General features: G+C 53.2%; 16 protein-coding genes and 2 tRNA genes. 5 read left to right on the top strand and 13 right to left on the bottom strand.

Going from position 1 to position 19,849, the window contains the following annotated elements; all coding sequences use genetic code 11:
• Positions 1-599: 599 nt before the first annotated feature.
• From glsB to trmB, 3 genes are read right to left on the bottom strand one after another with little or no spacing between them, the layout of a single operon-like run.
• On the bottom strand, positions 600-1,514 hold the full coding sequence (glsB, locus tag CBE72_RS16430) for a glutaminase B (RefSeq protein WP_100145765.1): 915 nt from the start codon (positions 1,512-1,514) through the stop codon (positions 600-602).
• Positions 1,514-1,837, bottom strand: coding sequence for a YggL family protein (locus tag CBE72_RS16425; protein ID WP_100145107.1), 324 nt, complete (start codon positions 1,835-1,837; stop codon positions 1,514-1,516). Before CBE72_RS16425 ends, glsB begins: the two co-directional genes overlap by 1 nt.
• A 22-nt stretch (positions 1,838-1,859) precedes the next feature.
• Positions 1,860-2,576 (bottom strand): tRNA (guanosine(46)-N7)-methyltransferase TrmB, encoded by a 717-nt coding sequence (gene trmB / locus CBE72_RS16420; RefSeq protein ID WP_100145105.1) that lies wholly within the window; start codon positions 2,574-2,576, stop codon positions 1,860-1,862.
• Positions 2,577-2,746: 170 nt separating this feature from the next.
• Here trmB and mutY point away from each other — a divergent pair, with 170 nt between their 5' ends.
• Together mutY and CBE72_RS16410 are read left to right on the top strand one after the other, a co-directional pair.
• Positions 2,747-3,853 carry an A/G-specific adenine glycosylase gene (mutY, locus tag CBE72_RS16415; protein WP_100145103.1) on the top strand — a complete coding sequence of 369 codons (1,107 nt, stop codon included), beginning with the start codon at positions 2,747-2,749 and terminating at the stop codon, positions 3,851-3,853.
• Positions 3,854-3,855: 2 nt separating this feature from the next.
• Complete coding sequence (locus tag CBE72_RS16410; RefSeq protein ID WP_039034915.1) at positions 3,856-4,134, top strand: oxidative damage protection protein; 279 nt, start codon at positions 3,856-3,858, stop codon at positions 4,132-4,134.
• A gap of 653 nt (positions 4,135-4,787) precedes the next feature.
• Here the strand turns inward: CBE72_RS16410 and CBE72_RS16400 are convergent.
• The 4 genes from CBE72_RS16400 to CBE72_RS16385 all read right to left on the bottom strand — a co-directional run bounded on the left by CBE72_RS16400 (position 4,788) and on the right by CBE72_RS16385 (position 7,850).
• Positions 4,788-5,978 carry a multidrug effflux MFS transporter gene (locus tag CBE72_RS16400; RefSeq protein ID WP_100145099.1) on the bottom strand — a complete coding sequence of 397 codons (1,191 nt, stop codon included), beginning with the start codon at positions 5,976-5,978 and terminating at the stop codon, positions 4,788-4,790.
• Positions 5,979-6,220: 242 nt separating this feature from the next.
• Positions 6,221-6,559, bottom strand: a complete 339-nt coding sequence (locus tag CBE72_RS16395; protein WP_100145097.1) for a thioredoxin family protein — start codon at positions 6,557-6,559, stop codon at positions 6,221-6,223.
• 162 nt (positions 6,560-6,721) lie between these two features.
• Positions 6,722-7,297, bottom strand: a complete 576-nt coding sequence (locus CBE72_RS16390; RefSeq protein ID WP_028779012.1) for a YceI family protein — start codon at positions 7,295-7,297, stop codon at positions 6,722-6,724.
• A 4-nt stretch (positions 7,298-7,301) separates the two neighbouring features.
• Entirely contained in the window at positions 7,302-7,850 is a 549-nt protein-coding gene (locus CBE72_RS16385) for a cytochrome b (protein WP_100145095.1), read from the bottom strand.
• Between the two features lie 376 nt (positions 7,851-8,226).
• On the opposite strand from CBE72_RS16385, the gene CBE72_RS16380 reads away from it, so the two are divergent.
• The 3 genes from CBE72_RS16380 (at position 8,227) to CBE72_RS16370 (ending at position 9,357) form a co-directional block, all read left to right on the top strand.
• Positions 8,227-8,302 (top strand) — tRNA-Phe (locus CBE72_RS16380).
• Between the two features lie 7 nt (positions 8,303-8,309).
• Positions 8,310-8,385, top strand: a tRNA-Thr gene (locus CBE72_RS16375).
• A 204-nt stretch (positions 8,386-8,589) separates the two neighbouring features.
• Positions 8,590-9,357, top strand: coding sequence for an EAL domain-containing protein (locus CBE72_RS16370; RefSeq protein ID WP_100145093.1), 768 nt, complete (start codon positions 8,590-8,592; stop codon positions 9,355-9,357).
• 564 nt (positions 9,358-9,921) lie between these two features.
• On the opposite strand, the gene CBE72_RS16360 is transcribed toward CBE72_RS16370, so the two are convergent.
• The 6 genes from CBE72_RS16360 to CBE72_RS16335 form a co-directional block, all read right to left on the bottom strand.
• Positions 9,922-11,238: a sugar MFS transporter gene (locus tag CBE72_RS16360; protein WP_100145763.1), complete on the bottom strand. Its 1,317-nt coding sequence runs from the start codon at positions 11,236-11,238 to the stop codon at positions 9,922-9,924.
• A gap of 498 nt (positions 11,239-11,736) precedes the next feature.
• Entirely contained in the window at positions 11,737-12,882 is a 1,146-nt protein-coding gene (nagX, locus tag CBE72_RS16355; protein WP_100145089.1) for a transmembrane glucosamine N-acetyltransferase NagX, read from the bottom strand.
• A gap of 92 nt (positions 12,883-12,974) precedes the next feature.
• Positions 12,975-14,120 carry an N-acetylglucosamine-6-phosphate deacetylase gene (gene nagA, locus CBE72_RS16350; RefSeq protein ID WP_100145088.1) on the bottom strand — a complete coding sequence of 382 codons (1,146 nt, stop codon included), beginning with the start codon at positions 14,118-14,120 and terminating at the stop codon, positions 12,975-12,977.
• 49 nt (positions 14,121-14,169) lie between these two features.
• Positions 14,170-15,168, bottom strand: a complete 999-nt coding sequence (gene nagB-II / locus CBE72_RS16345) for a glucosamine-6-phosphate deaminase NagB-II (protein WP_025889430.1) — start codon at positions 15,166-15,168, stop codon at positions 14,170-14,172.
• The gene (nagK, locus tag CBE72_RS16340) at positions 15,165-16,112 is read right to left on the bottom strand and encodes an N-acetylglucosamine kinase (RefSeq protein ID WP_100145086.1); all 948 of its coding nucleotides are present in this window, start codon (positions 16,110-16,112) and stop codon (positions 15,165-15,167) included. Before nagK ends, nagB-II begins: the two co-directional genes overlap by 4 nt.
• Before the next feature lie 426 nt (positions 16,113-16,538).
• On the bottom strand, positions 16,539-19,241 hold the full coding sequence (locus CBE72_RS16335; RefSeq protein ID WP_100145084.1) for a family 20 glycosylhydrolase: 2,703 nt from the start codon (positions 19,239-19,241) through the stop codon (positions 16,539-16,541).
• Positions 19,242-19,849 lie beyond the last annotated feature (608 nt).

Below are 19,849 nucleotides of genomic sequence, written 5' to 3'. Positions count from 1 at the left end.
CGGCCTAAAGTCGTGGAGCTTCACCCCACACCCGAGGAAAGGGGGCTGTATCGACTCGCCCCCTTTCCAAACCCCCAGCGACCCGCCACGCAGCGGAAAACCCCTTGTGCTTATGATGCCAATTCGCTATCGCGCCAGACGCTCAGAGTCACATCCATGTGACTCTGACCCAGCTCAACATCCTGTTTCGCGCTCGTTAGCTCGTCGCTAGGCGATACTCGCCCCTGATTCGACTGGCGCTGCTTCGGCATCCATGCCTCGCTACGCGATTATCATCAACGCCCTGCGGCGGCTCCGAAGGGGAGTCGGTGCAATTCTGTGAGAGCTAACTTGTTTGAAGCGACCTATATGCCCGCAGACACACACCTCATTTTCAGGCACAGGCGGAACTGTGACCTTCCGAGCCAGGGATGGCGAGGCAGAGCTTACAGGGATGTACTTGCAGCGAGTCACAGGATCGCCTGTGCGAAAGCTCACCGCAGGTGATGGGCTACATAGTGATAGTGGCCGGAAACCCGGCAAGCGCCTAATGTGCAACTTTAGGCTGAAAGCTATGGTATGGCGTAAAAAACAAAGGCAGCGGAGTGCTGCCTTTGGGTTCAGAAGATTGAGCGGCCAACGGCCAGCCTGAGTTGCTCCAGCGCTGCCGTACCGGCGAGTGAGTTGCCGCTGCGGTCAAGCTCCGGCGACCAGACACAGATGGACATGTCACCGGGGATCACAGCGATTATGCCGCCACCGACACCACTCTTGCCCGGCATGCCAACCCGGTAGGCAAATTCTCCCGAGCCATCGTACAGCCCGGACGTGGCCAAGAGCGCATTGAGTCTGCGGCTCTGCAGCGGTGATATCAGCGCTTTGCCATCCAATGCCTTACCGCCTTGGACCAGATACATCATGGCCCGGGAAAGATCGGCGCAGCTCATTTTCAAGGCGCAGTAATGGAAATAGCTTCGCAGCACAGTATCCACATCATTGTTGAAGTTACCGAAGGACTTCATCAGATAGGCAATGGCGGCATTGCGGGCACTGTGCTGATATTCGGAATCGGCCACCACCTTGTCGTAGCAGATATGCGGATTACCCGCCAAACGGCGAACCACTTCCAGCATTCTGTGCTTGGGCGCCCCGAGGCGGCTCTGCAGCAAGTCGGCGATGACCAGTGCCCCGGCATTGATAAAGGGATTACGGGGAATGCCGCGCTCCAACTCCACCTGCACCAGAGAATTAAATGAGTGACCCGACGGCTCTTTGCCTACCCGGCTCCAGATTTCGCTTTCTTCATAGAGTGTCAGCGCCAATGTCAGGCTGAACACTTTAGAAATACTTTGAATGGAAAAAGGCTCTAAATAATCCCCTGCCCCCACTGTGGTGCCGTCGGCCATAGTAACGGCAATCCCCAGCTTGTTGGCATTAACCCGGGCAAGGGCCGGAATATAATCCGCCACCTTACCCTGGCCAATCAGAGGGCGAACCCTGTCGAGCACCTGCTCAAGCAAGGCCTCGTCCGGGATCAACTCCACCAAATGTCGTAAAGCTCAGTGACTTCCAACTCGTTAATTGGCTGAGCTTCCCAGAATGCCTTGACTGCGCTTCTGTCATCTTCGGTGCACTTGCCAATTCTTTGAGTGGCAATAATGCCTTCCCACTCTCTGTGGCCACCACCGTGGAAGCCCAAGCCTCTAGGTTCTATGACTTCATCAATAAAACGGTCGACCAGGGGATCTATCTGTTCCTCCGACACAGAGTCGGCAAAACGCCAACTAACGTCAAATCCCAACTCCTGGAATTCATCAACACGCAACTTCTTGCGCAAACGACGACTGCGAATAGCCATACTGCTTCTCCCTCAGGTGTAATTACTCTGTACGTTCGAACATCAGATCCCAAACACCGTGCCCCAGGCGCTGGCCGCGGGCCTCGAACTTGGTCAACGGACGGTAATCCGGGCGTGGCACTGCAGTGCCATCGCTGGAAAGGTTGCGATAGCCGGGGGCGGCATTCATCACTTCCAGCATATGTTCGCTGTAGTTTTCCCAATCGGTAGCCATGTGGAACACACCACCGATTTTCAGTTTACGGCGCACCAACTCGGCAAAGGCCGGCTGCACTATGCGGCGCTTGTGGTGGCGTTTCTTGTGCCATGGGTCGGGGAAAAACAGCTGCAGCCGCGCCAGAGAATTATCGGCAATGGCGTGCTCCAGCACTTCCATGGCATCGTGATGGAATACTCTCAGGTTGGTGACTCCGGCTTCGCCGGCATCGGCAAGACAGGCGCCCACACCAGGCTTGTGCACTTCGATACCGATAAAGTTAAGCTCGGGGGCTTCCTTGGCCATGGTCACCAGAGAGGCGCCCATACCAAAACCTATCTCCAGCACTGTGTCTGCCTCACGGGCAAAAACGGCGTTCAAATCCAGAGGCTCGGGGGAATAATCCAGCCCCATGCTGCCCCAATGCGCTTCTATGGCCTGGGCCTGGCCCTTGGTGAGGCGACCCTCACGCAGCACAAAGCTTCTTACTTTGCGCAGATACTTGCCTTCTTCGTTAAACTCGGCCGTTGTGACTTCGCTCATTTTTGCCCCTAGAGAGGTTTGAAAAAGAAGGGCATTATCCAAAGTTCACCATACAGTGCAAGCCCTGATGCTGAAAAAGTATACCAACAATCCACAAGAACGAAATAAGTCAATCATTTGGGGGCATCAATCTCCTTGTTTCGCCCCTTGGCTGCGGCTACACTGCGCCGATGAACAAGACAGCCTCTTTCGCAGAACGTATCGTAAAATGGTACGACTTGAATGGTCGCAAGACTCTGCCATGGCAACAGCAAAAGACCCCATACAAAGTATGGATTTCTGAAATCATGTTGCAGCAGACCCAGGTCGCGACTGTTATCCCCTACTTCCAAAAATTCATTGCCCGTTTCCCCGATGTCGTCAGCCTAGCCAATGCCGACACAGACGAAGTGCTGCATCTGTGGACAGGTCTGGGCTATTACGCCCGCGCCCGTAACCTGCACAAGGCCGCCATCAAGGTGCGTGATGAGTTCCAAGGCGAGTTTCCAACCGACTTCGACTCGGTACTGGCACTGCCGGGCATTGGCCGCTCAACCGCAGGTGCGGTACTGTCGCTGTCTTTGGGGCAACATCACCCCATATTGGATGGCAACGTCAAACGGGTACTCGCCCGCCACGGCGCCATAGAAGGTTGGCCCGGGCAAAAGGATGTGGAAAACCAACTCTGGCAGCTGACCGAAGCGCTCACGCCCAAGGCCGAGATCCAAAAATACAACCAGGCGATGATGGATATAGGTGCCACCATTTGCACCCGCTCCCGCCCCGCCTGTGACCAGTGCCCGGTCGCCCGCGATTGCAAGGCGCAGCTAATGGGGCGCCAGGGCGACTTCCCCGGTAAGAAGCCGAAGAAGGCGATTCCGGCCAAAGAAGCCTGGCTACTGGTGCTGGAACACGATGGCGAGATCTTGCTGCAGCAAAGGCCCCCCGCCGGGATCTGGGGCGGCCTCTGGTGTTTCCCCGAGTTCAGCAACAGACAAAACCTGCTGCAAGCCGCCAAAGCCTTGGGGCTTGCAGAGCACAGCATCACTGAGCTACCCGGTTTTCGTCACACCTTCAGCCACTTTCACCTGGACGCCCAGCCTATGCTGCTGCGGCTAAAGAGCAAAGTAGCCACAGACACGCTGCTGGACCAAGGTCACAGCGCCCAGAGTAAAGACAGGGTAATGGAACCCAAACCCTGTCTCTGGTATAACTTAAACCAACCTTCCCGGGTGGGACTGGCCGCTGCAACAGAGCGGGTATTGGCCAGCCTGGAACCGAGTCTGACCAAGGAGTAAACATGGCACGCACAGTTAACTGCGTCTATCTCAAGAAAGAAGCCGATGGCCTGGATTTCCAACTGTATCCCGGCGAACTCGGCAAGCGCATTTTCGACAACATCAGCAAAGAGGCCTGGGGCCTGTGGCAGAAAAAACAGACCATGCTGATCAACGAAAAGAAACTGAACATGATGAATGTCGATGATCGCAAACTGCTGGAAGAGCAGATGGTTGCCTTCCTGTTCGAAGGTCAGGAAGTACAGATTGAAGGCTATGTGCCACCGGCAGAAGATGAATAAGCCGCTATAGTTTAGCGTCACCCAAAGTAAGAAATGGTTTTACGCCGATATGAAAAAAACAAAGGCCCTCATTAAGAGGGCCTTTCATTTAGTCATCCTTAGACAAAGTGTAGTGGCAGTATGTACATCGATTAATCTTGAAATAAAACTCTCTTTCGTCATAGGAGATTAACGTCCCACACTCCTTACACCTATATTCCTCTATTGACGCCTTGGTATTCCAACCCTCTTCTTTCTGAAGTTGCTTTGCTTTCTCTCTTCCCATTACGCACTCCTTAACATTTCGTTGTACCCAACCATCAAAGTACTCAATAGTAATCAGGGTGCAAGCAACCGATTTTTAGCCAGTTTTTTATAGTAACGTAGTCCGAAAATGCAGGAATATTTAGCACAATAATGTCGTCTCCCCGAAAAATAACCGCAGCCAAAAGTAGAATTTTCTCGTACATTAGACGCAGGAGATTCGACATAAAAAATCGCGATACACGGATAGTCAGATTATCGCCATTCTCAAGCAAGCTGATGTAGCAACAGTCCGAGGCTGCTAACTGTATCATCATTATTTGAAACCGGGGGATGAAGCCTTATGTCACTCACTACAGCGAAGGCCACACCTGAATAAGCTCAAGTGTGGCCTGCAAGCTTATAAGAAGCTATTTACTCTGCCGCCTGCCCAGCAGGATAAAGCCCGCAGCCAACAGGGAAGAGATAAAGATATACACGGCTATGGTGGCTGAGGTCCCGGGCGGGATCAGCTTTATCAGCACACTGACCATAAGGCTTAAGTACAGGCTTTCCAGCGCATAATAGAGCGCCGTTGCCAAACCCGCCGAAGCGGAGAAGGCGTGCAGCGCGCCGTTGGCCGAGACGGCACAAGTCAAGGCAATATTGACTCCAATCAGGTACATGGGAAGCATAAAGCCCAGCAGGGTAACCCCCAAGAGCCACTCGCACAGATAGAGGATAAGCCCACTGACAAATAGCCCCGCCAGCCCTCGAAACACTGTGCCGCTGATTCCCCAACGCCTAACCAAAGGCTTGACGAACCTGGTGGTCAGTATCATCACAATCGCCACCGAGCCGAACCAGAGGCTGAACTCGAGTTTACTCAGGCTCAAGGTATCCATAAGCACCGAAGGCGAGGTGGAAAAGTAGGCGAAGAAGGTCCCCATAGCCGTTGCATAAGCCAAGGTATAACCAATAAAAATCTTGGAACCCAGAATGGTGAACAAGCTATTGAAACGAAACGGCTGGGTTTTGGCTGGCCGGGTTTCTGGCCATTTAAACACTGTGTGTACGGCAACCACGGCAGCAAATATTCCCAGGAAGTAAAATATGCCCTGCCAATGCCACTGCTTTTCTATCAAGGCGCCCAGAAACGGTGCCACTGCCGGGACACAAGCCAACACTGAACCCATGATGGCATAAACGACTACGCCTTCTTCCCTTTCGGCAAATACATCTCTGACCGTGGCAAACGCCGCAACCAATAGTGCAGACGCGCTCAGCGACTGTAACAATCTCAGTCCCAGGAAGTAATCAAAGTTCGGACTTAAGGGAATAGCCAGGCTGGACAATGAGTACAAGACAGCGCCAATAACGACTATCGGCCTTCTGCCAAGCTTGTCCGAGAGGGGGCCAAACAGCAATTGCCCAAGGCCTAGGAGTGCCATATACATGGTCAGCGTCAGCTGAACCTGCTCCCTTCCTACCTTGAAACTTGTGCCGATTTCATTCACTGCCGGAAGGTATAAGTCCATCCCCAGTGAAGCAAGCAGATCAAAAGGTACCAGAAGTACCAAAGAGTATAAGAATGAGTAATTCCAGATATTGTTTCTATTCATTTTTGCGTCCAATTATTGCTAAGAATCTATTCAAGCGATAATTGGACTGCCTTCACTGCTCTCTTCATAATCTAACCTCAATCCCAGGCGCAGGTGCGACTTGCGTTGAAACTATATTTAATAGCTTAATCAAACAAGCATCGAATACTGACACATAAAATAATCAACGACCATAGTCGGTTGTCGACTCAAATTAACCTATCAAGAGCTATTCCCCGCATGAGTTAAGCTCATTGTTTGGGCTAGAACTCCTCAAAACTGAGCCGATAGGGCCTGTCGATTGCCTCTCGCAGATCCGCCAGAGAAAATACCCGCTGCAACTCGGCAAACTTTTCGCCGTCAAAATAGACCTGCACCACGGGTAGACTAAAGATACTCATCTGGGCGGATAGCTGCTGGCCAGGGCCCTGACTATCGATATAGGCCGCCTGCAATAGTGGATACTCGTCGGCCAACATGGCGCTTATTCTGGGCTTCAACGCCTGACACACGCCGCAATGCTCGCCGCCGAACAGCAACAATACCGCGGGTTGGCTTTCGAGCAGTTGTTTAAGCTGCTCAAGGGTTTCGATATTCAACATGGTTTCAGCTCACAACGATGCGGCGGCCCAAGTACCCGGGCTCTATTGTTTGTATTGGCGCTCATTGTGCCATATCGGCGCTGACTTTCGGTGACTTTCGCTGCCCGTTTGTGGGCCAAAGAAAAAGGCGCCGACGGCGCCTTCTGTTGAAACTATTGTGGGTTACTGTTTAACCCCTTCAACCACCAGGTCGAGTTTGACGTGAGTGGAAGCCGGGCCCAGATCGGTAGTAATCTTGTAATCCTTGAGGGCAAACTCGGTAGAACCGACAAAACCGGCGCGGTAACCACCCCAAGGGTCCTGCCCTTCACCGATAGCCTTGGCATCTATGGTAAGCGGCTTGGTGACCCCATTGAGGGTAAAGTCACCGGTGATCGCCAATTCGCCATTGCCTTTGTCCTCCACCTTAGTGGACTTGAAGCTGGCCTTGGGATACTTGCCGGCATTGATGAAGTCGGCCGAACGCAAGTGCTTGTCCCGCTCGGCATGGTTTGAATCCAGGCTTTGGGTGTTGATGGTCACATTCACCTTGGCATCTGCCGGGTTGGCCTTGTCAAAGCTGAAGCTGCCTTCAAATTCATTGAAACGCCCGACCACAAAGCTGTAGCCAAGATGGTTGACTCTAAAATTGATAGAGGCATGGGCGCCCTGGGTATCAATCACATAGTCGGCGGCATTCACGGCGCAAGGCAATAACAGGGCGCTGCCAAGCAAACCGGCAAACAGGGTCTTTTTCATTTTGCTATCCTCTCTTGAGTTTAATCATCCTGACGAGTGTCTGATCTTTGTCGATAAAATGGTGTTTCAGCGCCGCCAAGGCATGCTGCACCACCAGGGCTATTAAGCTATAGGCGGCGTATTTATGTATCGCCCCGGCGATATCGGCCTGATTGTTAAACAGCTCACCGACACCCGGCAGCTCAAACCAGTCAAATACCGCGATACCCCGGCCATCGGCGGTGGAGATCAATATGCCGCTCAACATAATCAGCATCAGCAACAGGTAGAGTCCCCAATGCGCCAAACGGGCCGCCTTCTGCAGTAAAGGCTTGTCCGGTATCGCCTGTGGCGACGGGCTCAGCAGTTTCCACAACAATCTGACCAAGGTAAGCGCCAACAGCAAAATGCCGATACTCTTGTGCAGATGCGGCCCCTTCTGATACCAGGCACTGTAATAGGTCAAATCAACCATCCAGTAGCCGAGCCCAAACAGGCCTATCACGGCAATGGCCGATAACCAGTGGTTCAAAATGCTGACAAGGCCGTAGCCCTGACGAGTGTTGGCAAGCATTTTCTATCCTTAAGCTATGTCTTAAGCACATCATATGGAAACTAAATGAAAACTAAAATCATTAAATATTGGCTATTTATTTCGAAATTTTAGAAAGAAGGACAAAAGGTGGGCTTAAAGAGCCACAGTGCTGCGGGTAACACGGCAGATTGAGGCAAAGATAGTTTGATGCAATGGGCGGCCTGCTGGCTTTTCAAGCGATATCAGTTTGATTTCAGCTCAAAAAGCCCAATTCTGAGCATTAACTGAGCGAACACAGGATTTATGCGGAAAAAGCACTTGCAGGAAAAAATTCAGAACTATATTATACGCGCACTCCGAACGACACGGGCCTCAACTCCCGGTTCGAAGTAGATGACTGACACTCAGTTCAGTTGCCCGAATAGCTCAGTTGGTAGAGCAGCGGATTGAAAATCCGCGTGTCCCTGGTTCGATTCCGGGTTCGGGCACCACAATTTAGCCGGCATAGCTCAGTTGGTAGAGCAACTGACTTGTAATCAGTAGGTCCCGAGTTCGACTCTTGGTGCCGGCACCATGAAACAGCAAAAACGCCACTCACTGAGTGGCGTTTTTGTTTATATCATTCCCGCTGACTTCAGCCATGGTTTTACCCGATTTCTACGGCAGACCGCCCTTTCCCTCTTCCTTTGCGCTAACTCGTGGCTTAACCCAAAGCCGCTTTGCTTAAGCATAAAAAGCCAGCTAACCTTAAGGATAAACACTCGAAAAGGTCATTTTAATGCTAGAAGGATCAGCAAGTTATGAAATCTACCCCTGCAGTAACTGCCTAAACAAAAAGGAGTTGGGGTTTGATTTTTCAATGGCTTTTCAACCCATAATAAACATCAAAAATAACAGCGTGTTTGGTTATGAAGCACTGGTTAGGGGATTAAACAATGAGGCGGCAGGCCAGGTATTTTCCAAGGTCAACGACCACAACCGTTATATCTTTGATCAGATGTGCCGGATAAAAGCCATCTCGCTGGCCTCGCGGCTTGGCATAGACTCCATGTTGAGTATCAACTTTCTCCCCAATGCCGTATATAAACCCGAGCGCTGCATTCGAACCACTCTGGAAGCGGCCAAAAAATACAACTTCCCTACCGAGAGGATCATGTTTGAATTCACTGAGGTAGAGAAGATTGAAGACAGCAACCACGTTAAACGTATTGTGGAATGCTATCGAGCCCTGGGCTTCATAACCGCCATAGATGACTTTGGTTCCGGGTATTCAGGGCTGGATCTGCTGGCAAATTTCCAGACCAATATCATAAAGCTTGATATGGAGTTAATCCGGAATATAGATACGGACAAAGTTCGCCAATCGATAGTGACACATTGCCTGAGCATGTTCCATGACTTGGGCATTACCCCATTGGCCGAGGGAATAGAAACCCAAGGAGAATGTTTTTGGCTCAAAACAGCAGGAATCGAACTGATGCAGGGCTACCTTTTTGCCCGCCCGAGTTTTGAGAGCTTGCCCCAGGTCGATTTCTCCAATCTCTAAGCCACAGGTTTGTAGTGCCTTCTATTAGAGCCCTGCGAGTGCACTCCCTATTTATGGGGACTTGTGCCTCTATCAAAAACCAAACACAAACCACATCTATACACGCCTTTCCGCCTGAGTGATTTTTTGCTACCGTAAATTTCAATTTAAAGATCATTGCCTTATGATTCTTGCCAATTTTTCAGGGCGAAGACAATGGGTCGCGTAATAACACTTGATGGTTATGCTCAAAGATTTAAGTGGGTAAATGCCATAGCTCACTTCCTGGATGATGGGTTTAAAAAACCAGCGTATCGCCAGTACCTCAAGCTGTAACCGGGTTAACTCCAATCCCCCTTCACGAACTCGATATTGATAGTGGTCAAAGCCTTTCGACTGCGATGAAAAAGCCATTCGGGTTTGAGGCAGCCGTCATTGACTTCTTTATGACACAAGAGTGTTTGGGTTCGTGACTGAGACATCAGTTATTACGAGATCCCCGAGCCAAAAGGCTCGGGGACTTAAAGCAAACGGCTATTGCCGACCAGATCAGTTAAGTCACCAAGGAGGGTTAAACTATCGCTGTTACCAACTGCGCATCTTATGGCCTTTCAGCGCATAGAAGAGGATAAACAGATAACAGGGCAAGCCTATCCAGTAACCCAACTGCACATTGTCACTGAAGTGGGCAATCTTGCCGAATATCAGCGGCAGTATGGCGCCACCTGAAATCCCCATGATCAGCAGCGCCGAGCCCTGGGCCGTGTATTTGCCCAGCCCTTCCAGCGCCAGCGGCCACACAGAAGGCCAAACCAGAGCGTGAGCTAGGCCCATCATGGCGACGAAGGTGACTGTATCCGGAATAGTTGGAATACCGCTCCACCCCCACAGCAGCGACGAGATAGCATGGCTCTCGGCCGATGAGAAGATGATGCCAAAGATGCAAGCAATACCCGCCAAGGCCGAGGCGAGCAAAGCCTTTTCCTGGCTGATAAAACGTGGAATACAGCTAACCCCCAAGAGGTAGCCGATAACCATAAACACCATGGTGTAGGAGGTCAGGGATGCGAAATTGTTGACGTCGAGGCTGGCACCATAGAGACCTATGGTATCACCGGCAATCACTTCAACCCCCACATAGGCAAAGATGGCTATGGCGCCCAGGATCACCTGAGGGAAATGCACTATACCGCTCTTGTCGGCGTGCTCTCCCTCTTCTCCCTCGAAGGCGATTTCAGGCAAAGCAGAAAACTTCACCAGTGCGATCAGTACCACAAGCGCCAGCGTCATATAGATATAGGGCATCACCAGACGCGAAGACAGTTCGCTTATTTGGGCTTCTCGCTCGGCCGGGGCCATGGCAGCCAGATGCCCGGCGGTGAACCCTTCCAGATCAGCCAGTACCAAAGCGGTAAACAGGATAGGCACTATCACCCCGGCCCCCTTGTTAATCAACCCCATGATGGAGATCCGCATGGCGGCGCTCTCCTTCGGACCAATATGCACCACATAGGGGTTGGATGCCGTCTGCAAAATGGTCAGGCCGGTTCCCAGTACAAAAAGCGCCAGCAGGAACATCAAAAAGTTGGCGCTGAAGGCGGCGGGAATAAACAGCATAGAGCCAACGGCCATGATCCCCAGCCCTACCGCCATGCCATTGCGATAGCCGGTGCGGCGCAGGATAGACGACATGGGCAGCGCCATCACGGTATAAGCGATGTAGAAGGCAAAGGTGACAAACAGTGCCTGAAACTCATTGAGCTCACAGATGATTTGCAGAAAAGGGATCAATGAACCATTCAACCAGGTCACAAATCCAAAGATGAAAAACAGCGCACCTACGATAGTCATAGGCAGAAAACTGCTTCTTGAGGCTGCGTCAGCCGGGGTAGCAACTGTCATGTTCATAAACCTGCTTCTTATAGTAATTTATTGTTTGGCAACCAAATTTATCGGCGCCCCATCCATCTTGAGTGGTGTTTAACCCTTGAAACCTTGATGCCGCGGCAGCTTTATACACGGCTTTGTTTCAATAAAGTTACGTCATAATAACAAAAAAGACAACGCTGTCATTAATTTTAAACCAGGCAGATGACCGCTTGTTCGGCGAGCGAAAGAAGGTTCGAACAAGTCCCATGTGTGCTCTGCATCGGCTTACAGGCCTGGATGCAAGGCGTGGTTCGCAGCAAATGGCCTTAGTCCTTTGCAAGAAGCACAACACAGCAGGCAGGCTTGTAAGCCACGCCCTTCGGGGCTTGCACAGCAATCGGCTCTCTACGTTATCCAACTTCGACAGGCCCCAGCATGCCTTCAGTCAGATGCCTTGAACGCCAATTGCTGTTCAAGCCACTCTCTACAAAAGAGAAGGCCACGAGGACTCGTTCGCACCTTCCCTAAGCCTCAAACCCGAATAAACAACTGCCTGCGATACATCCACCAGAGCAGCAACCATTGCACCCCGAGCATGGCCAATACACCAAGCAGTGGCTGCCAGTTCTCGGGAGCGCTATTGATAAAACCGCCAAGCAGACTTTCGCTGCTATAGCGCCACTGAACGAGACTGGAAGCGAGATAGATGATGATGGCGTTGCAACCAATCACCACAAAGGGGAAACCCAACCAACGCAGCCCAAGCACATCGATAACGGCGTAGAACAGCGCCAGCAGCAACAGACTCCAGCCGCTGCTCACCAGCACAAAACTGCTGGTCCAGAGATCTTTATTAACCGGGATCAGAGGATTAAGCAGCCAGCCAAGCCCCAAACAAACCAGCCCGGCCAAACACAGCAAACCTACCCTGCCCCAGGCTGAAAGACTTTGCTGCTGCAAAAAGCGGCCCACAAACACACCGGCCAAAGCATTGACCACTGCAGGAAGGGTCGATAACAGGCCTTCCGGATCATAAGGCTTATGTTGGTAGCTGATCCCGGGCAGGAAATGATTGTCTACCCAGGCGTTGATAGAACCGGCGGCGCTAAAGTCCCCGGCACTGCCGCCCGGGACCGGTAGCCACAGCTGCACCATGGCGTATCCCAGCAAGATAACGACAGCAACATAGATCTGGGTTCTGAGTCCTGTGTGCCACACCAGCATGGCGGCAAAAAACCAGGCGAAGGCGATACGCCCCAAGACGCTGGCATAGCGTATCTCATCCAGGGCCACCGGCATGCCCGTCCCCCAGCCGTGATTGTAGAGCACGCCAAAAAACAGCAGTAAAGCCAAACGCTTAACTGCGTGCTTATATTTTGGAAGTCGCTCGGCAAACGCCAACTTGTCCAGACGCTTGGGAGACAAACCCAGGGCAACGCCGGAGAGGAAGATAAACAGCGGGAAGATAAGATCGTAGAAGGTAAAACCATGCCAACTGCTGTGGTGCATCTGGCCATCGAACCAACGCCAGCCACTCCAAGTAGTCAGCAGCAAGAGAGCGGCAAATAGCGCTTCACCGCCGAGGATCCAGAACATGTCAAAGCCCCGCAGCGCATCGAGCGACATCAGCCTGGGCTTGTTGGCGGTCTCAGTTGCCGCCGCTATCTTTTCAGTCATAGGGCTTCCCTGTTGTTATTATCTTTATCCGGGTAAAAGCTGCACTGCTTATGTGAAGAGGGTTAATCGCGTTCTTGGCGCAACGGCTTATTTCAGCGCACTCTTTCCTCGGCGGCGTAAACCAATTGACCGCCGATATAGGTGCTTTGCACCTTGAGTTCATTATCGAGCACCAGAAAATCGGCACGTTTGCCCGCAGCCAAGTGGCCTTGCTGCTCGAGTCCAAGAAATGCCGCCGGATACTCGCTCGCCATCCGTATGGATTCTTCAACACTGAGCCCCAGCAGAGAGACAGCGTTTCGCACCGCGGTATTCATATCCAGCACACATCCGGCCAGCTCTCCTGTGATGGCGTTGAGTCTATCGCCCTGGCGCAGCACCTGCTGACCAAAGAGCTCAAAACTGGCATCTTGATCCAACCCCACAGGTGGCATGGCGTCCGTCACCAAGAGCATCTTGCCTTTGGCCTTGGCGCGGATGGCCACCTTGGCTGCAGCCGGATGCACATGGTGACCATCGACGATAAGGCCACACCAACTGGCCTCGTCCTCTATGGCGGCGCCCACCATACCCGGTGCTCTGGAGCCCAAGGGCGACATGGCGTTGTAGAGGTGAGTAAAACCGCTGGCACCGGCCGCCAGGGCCGAACGCACGGTATCATAGTCGGCATTGGAGTGACCTAGACAAACACGGACACCGGCCTCGACCAAGGCACTGATAACCTCAGGCGCCACATTTTCCGGTGCCAGAGTCAGCAAGCGAACACCCAAGTCCTGACGGCTGAACAGTGCCAGCTCGGCATCGGAAATTCGGCGGATATACTGCTGTGGATGCACGCCTTTCTTCGGCACAGACAAGTGCGGCCCCTCAAAATGTATCCCCAACACCCCTGTGCTTTGCCTGGCTATCGCATCGGCCACCGCATCGGCCGCGCGGTTCATCACCTCGATTCTGTCGCTGATCAGGGTCGGCAAAAAGCCTGTGGTGCCGAACCTGGCGTGGGCCCGGCCTATGGTTGCGATACACTCGAGCGTAGGCTCGCCGTTAAACAGCGCGCCGCCACCGCCATTGACCTGCACATCGATAAACCCGGGTACGACCAGGCCTTGCAGGCGGATAGCATCTGAACCTGCCGCAGAGCCCAAGGCCTGCAGATGGCCTTTCTCCACGGCAAAGCTCAGATTGTGATGATATTGCCTGCCATCGAACAAGCGCTCGGCGATAAAGGTTTGCGTCATTCTCTGCTCTCCACTGCGTTGTCCCGTTTAGGCACGTCGGCCACTTTAATCAAAGGGTTTGGGTGACTTTCTTAAGCCCGGCCGGTTGATCCGGATCTATGCCTCTGGCTATGGCCACAGCGGCCACATCGATATAAAAACGCTGCAGCAATGCCAGAGGCGCGACTCTGGGATGAACCTCATTGGCGGTTTGCTTGAGGTGAACCAACTCAGCGCCGCGGCGCCCGACTTCGGCTATCTGCTCAAGATGGCTGGCATAGGATTCATCGGCCACACAGACATCGACTATTTTGAGGTGGTTCTCCACCAGAGTCACAGGGCCATGGAGAAATTCGGCGCTGGAGAAGGCCTCGGCATGGATAGAACAGACCTCCTTGAGTTTGAGCGCTATCTCTTTACTGATGGCATAACCCAGTCCTCGTCCCAGCACTACCAGATTGTTGCTGTGCTGCAAAGATTCGGCAGTCAGTTGAGGTTCTGCATCCACAGCCGCCTGCAGCGCCTGGGGCAATTCATCTATGGCGCGGGCCAACTCAGGGCTCTGGGTCCAGGCAGCGGCCAGTTGCAGCAGCGCCGACAGGGTAGCCAAATAGCTCTTGGTGGCGGCCACCGCCTGCTCCTCTCCGGCGCGAAGCGGCAATACAAGATCGACTATGTCCTTAATGGGTGCAGTTTCATCATTGACCAGCGCCACGCAAAAGGCACCGGCTTCGCGGGCCATCTTGGCCTGGGCCAGAATATCCGGGCTGCGTCCCGACTGAGAGATGACTATCACCAGACCACCGGCCAACTGCAAGCGCTTGCCATAGACACTGGCCACCGAAGGCGCGGCGGCAAAGGTAGGCACACCGGCTTCTATTTCAAACAGATACTTGGCAAATACTCCGGCGTGATCAGAAGAACCGCGCCCCACAATCATCACAAACTTGGGAGCAAACTCGCGCAGCCGCTGCCCCAGTTCCCGGGCTAACCGGTCATTGGCCTGCAACTGGTTGGCAATCTTTTCGGGAGCACTGCGAGCCTCGCGCTCCATTATGGTATGGGTCATGGTTTCACCTTTGCTAAGTCGTATGCGCCGGCATCGGCCGGACGGGCTGAAAATTGCGAGTGTTGGTGCATGGCAAAGTGCACGGCACCGATTTCCGGTGGCGCCAACACGGGGGCGATTCGTTCGACCACATCGTCGGCCAGCCAGGGCCGGAGCGGCTCGGCCAGGCCGCCTATCATGGCAAATCGCGGCGGATTGAGTTCAAACAGGCGCCGTGCCAACCGGCTGATATAGTCGGCACCTTCGCTGACTATGGCAGTGGCGGTATCATCGCCCTCGGCCGCACAGGACAGCACTATTCTCGCCAGGGCGGCATAACAACTGGAGGAGCGTCCTGCGAGGTTTTCCACTATCCCCAGGGCATCTGTCACCCCGAAATGGGCCAGCAGTTTGGCGCCAAGGGCTGTTTGCGGCGCAAAACCATCGAGCGACAACAACACTTGCTCCGCGGCTTTCAAGCCCATCCAGGCACCACTGCCCTTATCGCCCAGAGCAAAGCCATGACCACCGAGAGACAATTGCCGTTCGCCCACATGGGCATAACCACAGGAACCTGTGCCTGTGATGATGACGGCACCCTCTTCCCCCTGGTGGGCGCCAATGCAGGCGGTATGCAGATCTGTGGTCAGGTACATGGCGGCAAAGGGATGCCTCCAATCGAGGATCTCCTGATAAAGCCTGGGAATATTGACACCGGCAAGCCCGAGACCGGCCACTATATTGGCGCAATCGGCTTGCCGCAGACCGGCATCGGCCAGGGCCAAACCTGTAGCACTTATGATGGAGTCGAAAGTTTGGCTCAGACCGTGCAAAGGATTGGCCCGACCGGCAACTCCGGTTCCCAGCACACCCTTTTGCCGGCAGTAGACGGTTGCCCGGCACTTACTGCCGCCGCCGTCTATCCCTATATACACTTGTGCATCCGGTGTCGGGTTTTCCCCCATGGCAGACCTCTTTCTGTTTCTTTTATGGTCACGGCGCAATCTGGCGCGGCGGAACACTGACAAATCGCTGCAGTAAGGCGCCTTTCAGGATTTACCCGGTGACATTCCACTGAGCGGACTCAAGTTAAAGCTATCGTTAACCATGTGGTTAAACTAATGTTACATTAAAAATGACAGCGTTGTCATTTATTTTTAATCAGCAGAAATAAATCGACTCATGACCAGGACTTTGACCTGATTAATATATTGAAAATTAACCAATAAATACTCATTAAGCCACTATCTTTGAGCGACTCAGGCGTCCTTAACTACTCTTAAACGCCACTCAAGTATTAAAACCAGGCATTAAAAATAAGTCAGGCAATAAGCTAAGACGTGGCAGGCGTTATCTGTTAACGCCTGCCCACATCCGTATCTGCTTAAAGGCTAATTCAGTGGCTGAACCCGGCTATAGCGGCGGCCATCGGGCGAAACACTGCGAAGCTCAAGCGGCGCAGCAATTGCCACAGGGCCGCGATACTCCTGCCATTCAGCTCCTGGTCGGCGATATTGGATCTTGAGCCCGGGAAAGATGATATTGGCCTCAAGCTTGCCATCCTTGATTCTGCCGCCCGGCAGCGGCAAACGGTAATGCACCCCGGCCTTATCCAGCTTGGCCAACTCCTTATGCCCCAGGATGTTGGCCAGTCGATGCCAATCCTCTGCCTGCGCCTGTCGCTGCTCGGCACCGAAATAACCGGAATCCTGGCTGTAACTTGCCCCCTGATGCCGGTAAGCCAGCTCCCAGTCCGGCTTATGCCAGGCCTTTTCCGCCAAAACCAAGAGGCGAGGGAAAATCATGTAGGCTGCGGTCGTGTCGCTGCGAATCGTCTCACTCCAAAGTTGCCCCTGCAGGCCTATAAAGCCCCTGCCCGGCGCCATTGGGCCGCTGAGACGCTTTCCTTGTGGGCTGAGTTGTTCTGTGTCATCGGCGACAAAAGGCCTGGCCTCAATATCGCCCCACTGTTCGGCATTGGCCGGCAGATTATCCGGCATAAAGCTGTGTAACTTGCGACTATTGCTGCTGCGACTGGCCCAGTAATAGCCGGGCTCTTTCGGATCGGCCGCCGGCGGCATATCGAAATAGAGTACTTCCGGGTTGGACAGCACAGTATCCCAGCCGAGATTGGCCTGGGCATGCGCCCGCTTGAAGCCGCCGTGGGCGACTATGTCCCAGATATTGCTTTGCACCGGGGTCGGCATATTGGCCGGGTTGACGTGACTCATGCCATCGCTCCAACCGGCCGCCTCTATGCCTCGCTCGGCCAGCATCTGCGATACCCGCTCAATAAAGTAGGCGCCGAGGGCCGATTTGTCGGCCACTCGCTGCGAATTGGCCGCAATAAAGCGTTCACAGGCCGGCGAGTCGAGCCAGGCACCGGCGGTCTCATCGGCACCTATGTGGTAGCGCTTAAGCGGTACTCCGGCGGCCTGATGCAGCTTGGCAATTTCATCTATCACCTTGGCGACAAAGGTGTAACTGGACTCCATACAGACATTGAGCGTGTTGTCGTTGTAATACTGAATAGAGCTGTAGACAGTGGCATCCTCGGGATCCGCCAGCAGATATTGGTTGGCGGCCTGACTGTCGCCCTGAGCCAATAACTTGCGGCTACGGGCCTGCATCGATTTGATAGCGGCGCGGGAGTGCCCCGGCATATCCATCGACGGGATCACCTGGATCTGTCTTGCGGCGGCAAACTTGAGAATGTCTATATAGTCCTGGGTCGTGTAGTACCCGTTGACCTCAGTCTCAGGATTGGGGCCACTGCCCAGTTGCGGCAGCAAACAGCGGTTTTCATCAAGATCGTGGCAGCGCTTGCTGCCAATCTCGGTCAGCTCCGGCAAACCGGGGATCTGCAGGCGCCAGCCTTCATCGTCGGCCATGTGCAAATGCAATACGTTGAGTTTATAGGCCGCCATCTGCTCCAGCAGGTTCAGCACAAACGCCTTGGAATGGAAGTTGCGGCCAACATCCAGATGCATGCCGCGAAACGGGTATCTGGGGCCATCTTGAATGCGCAGCTGTGGCAGTGCTATTGATTGGGTATTATCGGCAGGCAACTGCAGCAAGGCGGCAAGACTCGCCAAGCCATAGGAGTAACCCGCGGCGTCTGCGGCGGCCAGGTTTATCCCGCCGGCCTCAATCTCGAGTCGATAGTGCTCACTTTGCCCGCCCTTGAGCGGCAGCAAGTTAAGCGCCAATCCTTGTTTGCTCTGGCTGACACCCAGCCTTTGTAGGCGCGAGAGCGCCGCCTCGAGTGATTGCAGCTCGACTCCGTTAGCTATGTGGCTCGGGTTAAGCTTAATCCCGGCATTGAGGGTGACGGGTGTTTGTTCAAGCCAAGTCACTGAATCCGGCTTAGGAATAAGGCTTGCCACCGCAAGGCCGGCATCATCGGGAGTATCGGCATTTTGGCCGAAGACGACATTGGCGGTATCCCAGGGCAGCCTATCCTGTGAGCTGCGGCGATATTGTTTCTCGGCATCCGTGTAAGGCTGCACATAGGGAAGCAACTCAAGCCCGGTATCCGGGTCTTGCTTAACTTCAGTGCTGGCGATGACCTCCGGCTTGAGCCCCTCAACCACCATGTAATAGTTGGGCATGGCATCGATTTCCGACAGCTGCCACAGCTCACCGCGAAAATTGATGATTTCGCTGACACCCTTTTTGAAACCGCCGAAGGCGGCGGTTGGCGTCAGACGATGCAGATCGCCCTGAATATGCTCTATATGAAACTCAGGTGAGGCAACCGAGAGTACCGGACGCATCTGGCTAAAATAGATTTCCCAGTCAGAAGCGCTGAGATCTTCGCTCGGAGTCAGGCGGATTTGCGCCTGGAAACAGCGGCCTTCGGCACGGCTCGGGTCACAGTTGTCATCCGGCACATTGGACAGCACGGCATATTTCAGCTGCAAACTCTGGGCAAAGCTATGCAGCTTATTCTGAGTCAGATCTTCGCTCGAGGCTTTTGACGAAGAACCGGCTTGGCTCTGCCCTGGTTCAGTCCCGGTTGCCGGCGGCTTGTCAGAACAAGCCGTCAGCCCCAAGCTCAAGGCAATGGCTAACGCCGCGATAGTTAACTTCATTCCGTTACTCTCCTGTCCTTATTATTGTTTTCACCATGATGCCATATTCCCTGTCGACTCAAGCAGTGGCTGTCACCTCAACAAGCTATGTTGAGTGACAACCGGGATAAAAAAATGGCCAGGTACTGAAATCAGTACCCAGCCCACTCTAGTTTCCGGGGAGAGACTACAGTATTGAAAACACAGTTGCGCAGCCGCCCGACAGATACTCAACTGTGGAAGGCATGTAAAGGAGACCTCATCCTCGACATGCAGACCTTACAAGACAACATGGCCATAGACACCATAGTCACACAAGCAATGACAACGCTGTCATCGATAACATACACAAGTGAAAACCTTATTTCTACATTTTTTTGACAATTCTTATTTTCCAAAGCCCCCTTGAAAACAGCGTTTGCGAACATATTTTTAACAATGACATCCAGTTTGACCACTGTTAACATCCGCAGCATGCTTGGGGTCACAAGCCAATAAGTCTCAAGCTGAACTTTTTACTGGTTTGCGGTACTAATACAACCGAAGAAGCGGTTCTGGCGCCGATATTTCAGTGACGATTTATTTTCCGGTGCGTCAGTTGATTGGCTGACGGAACCTCAAATAACAAC

The organism is Shewanella carassii (genome assembly GCF_002777975.1).
Taxonomy (GTDB): Bacteria; Pseudomonadota; Gammaproteobacteria; order Enterobacterales; family Shewanellaceae; genus Shewanella; species Shewanella carassii.
The sequence above is the reverse complement of the archived record's forward strand: the minus strand, read 5'-3'. Positions and strand labels throughout refer to the sequence as shown.

Excerpts from the sequence above, each read along its gene's own strand:
- CBE72_RS16425 (WP_100145107.1), bottom strand. The coding sequence starts at position 1,837 with ATGGCTATTCGCAGTCGTCGTTTGCGCAAGAAGTTGCGTGTTGATGAA.
- trmB (WP_100145105.1), bottom strand. The coding sequence starts at position 2,576 with ATGAGCGAAGTCACAACGGCCGAGTTTAACGAAGAAGGCAAGTATCTG.
- mutY (WP_100145103.1), top strand. The coding sequence starts at position 2,747 with ATGAACAAGACAGCCTCTTTCGCAGAACGTATCGTAAAATGGTACGAC.
- CBE72_RS16410 (WP_039034915.1), top strand. The coding sequence starts at position 3,856 with ATGGCACGCACAGTTAACTGCGTCTATCTCAAGAAAGAAGCCGATGGC.
- CBE72_RS16400 (WP_100145099.1), bottom strand. The coding sequence starts at position 5,978 with ATGAATAGAAACAATATCTGGAATTACTCATTCTTATACTCTTTGGTA.
- CBE72_RS16395 (WP_100145097.1), bottom strand. The coding sequence starts at position 6,559 with ATGTTGAATATCGAAACCCTTGAGCAGCTTAAACAACTGCTCGAAAGC.
- CBE72_RS16390 (WP_028779012.1), bottom strand. The coding sequence starts at position 7,297 with ATGAAAAAGACCCTGTTTGCCGGTTTGCTTGGCAGCGCCCTGTTATTG.
- CBE72_RS16385 (WP_100145095.1), bottom strand. The coding sequence starts at position 7,850 with ATGCTTGCCAACACTCGTCAGGGCTACGGCCTTGTCAGCATTTTGAAC.
- CBE72_RS16370 (WP_100145093.1), top strand. The coding sequence starts at position 8,590 with ATGCTAGAAGGATCAGCAAGTTATGAAATCTACCCCTGCAGTAACTGC.
- CBE72_RS16360 (WP_100145763.1), bottom strand. The coding sequence starts at position 11,238 with ATGACAGTTGCTACCCCGGCTGACGCAGCCTCAAGAAGCAGTTTTCTG.
- nagX (WP_100145089.1), bottom strand. The coding sequence starts at position 12,882 with ATGACTGAAAAGATAGCGGCGGCAACTGAGACCGCCAACAAGCCCAGG.
- nagA (WP_100145088.1), bottom strand. The coding sequence starts at position 14,120 with ATGACGCAAACCTTTATCGCCGAGCGCTTGTTCGATGGCAGGCAATAT.
- nagB-II (WP_025889430.1), bottom strand. The coding sequence starts at position 15,168 with ATGACCCATACCATAATGGAGCGCGAGGCTCGCAGTGCTCCCGAAAAG.
- nagK (WP_100145086.1), bottom strand. The coding sequence starts at position 16,112 with ATGGGGGAAAACCCGACACCGGATGCACAAGTGTATATAGGGATAGAC.
- CBE72_RS16335 (WP_100145084.1), bottom strand. The coding sequence starts at position 19,241 with ATGAAGTTAACTATCGCGGCGTTAGCCATTGCCTTGAGCTTGGGGCTG.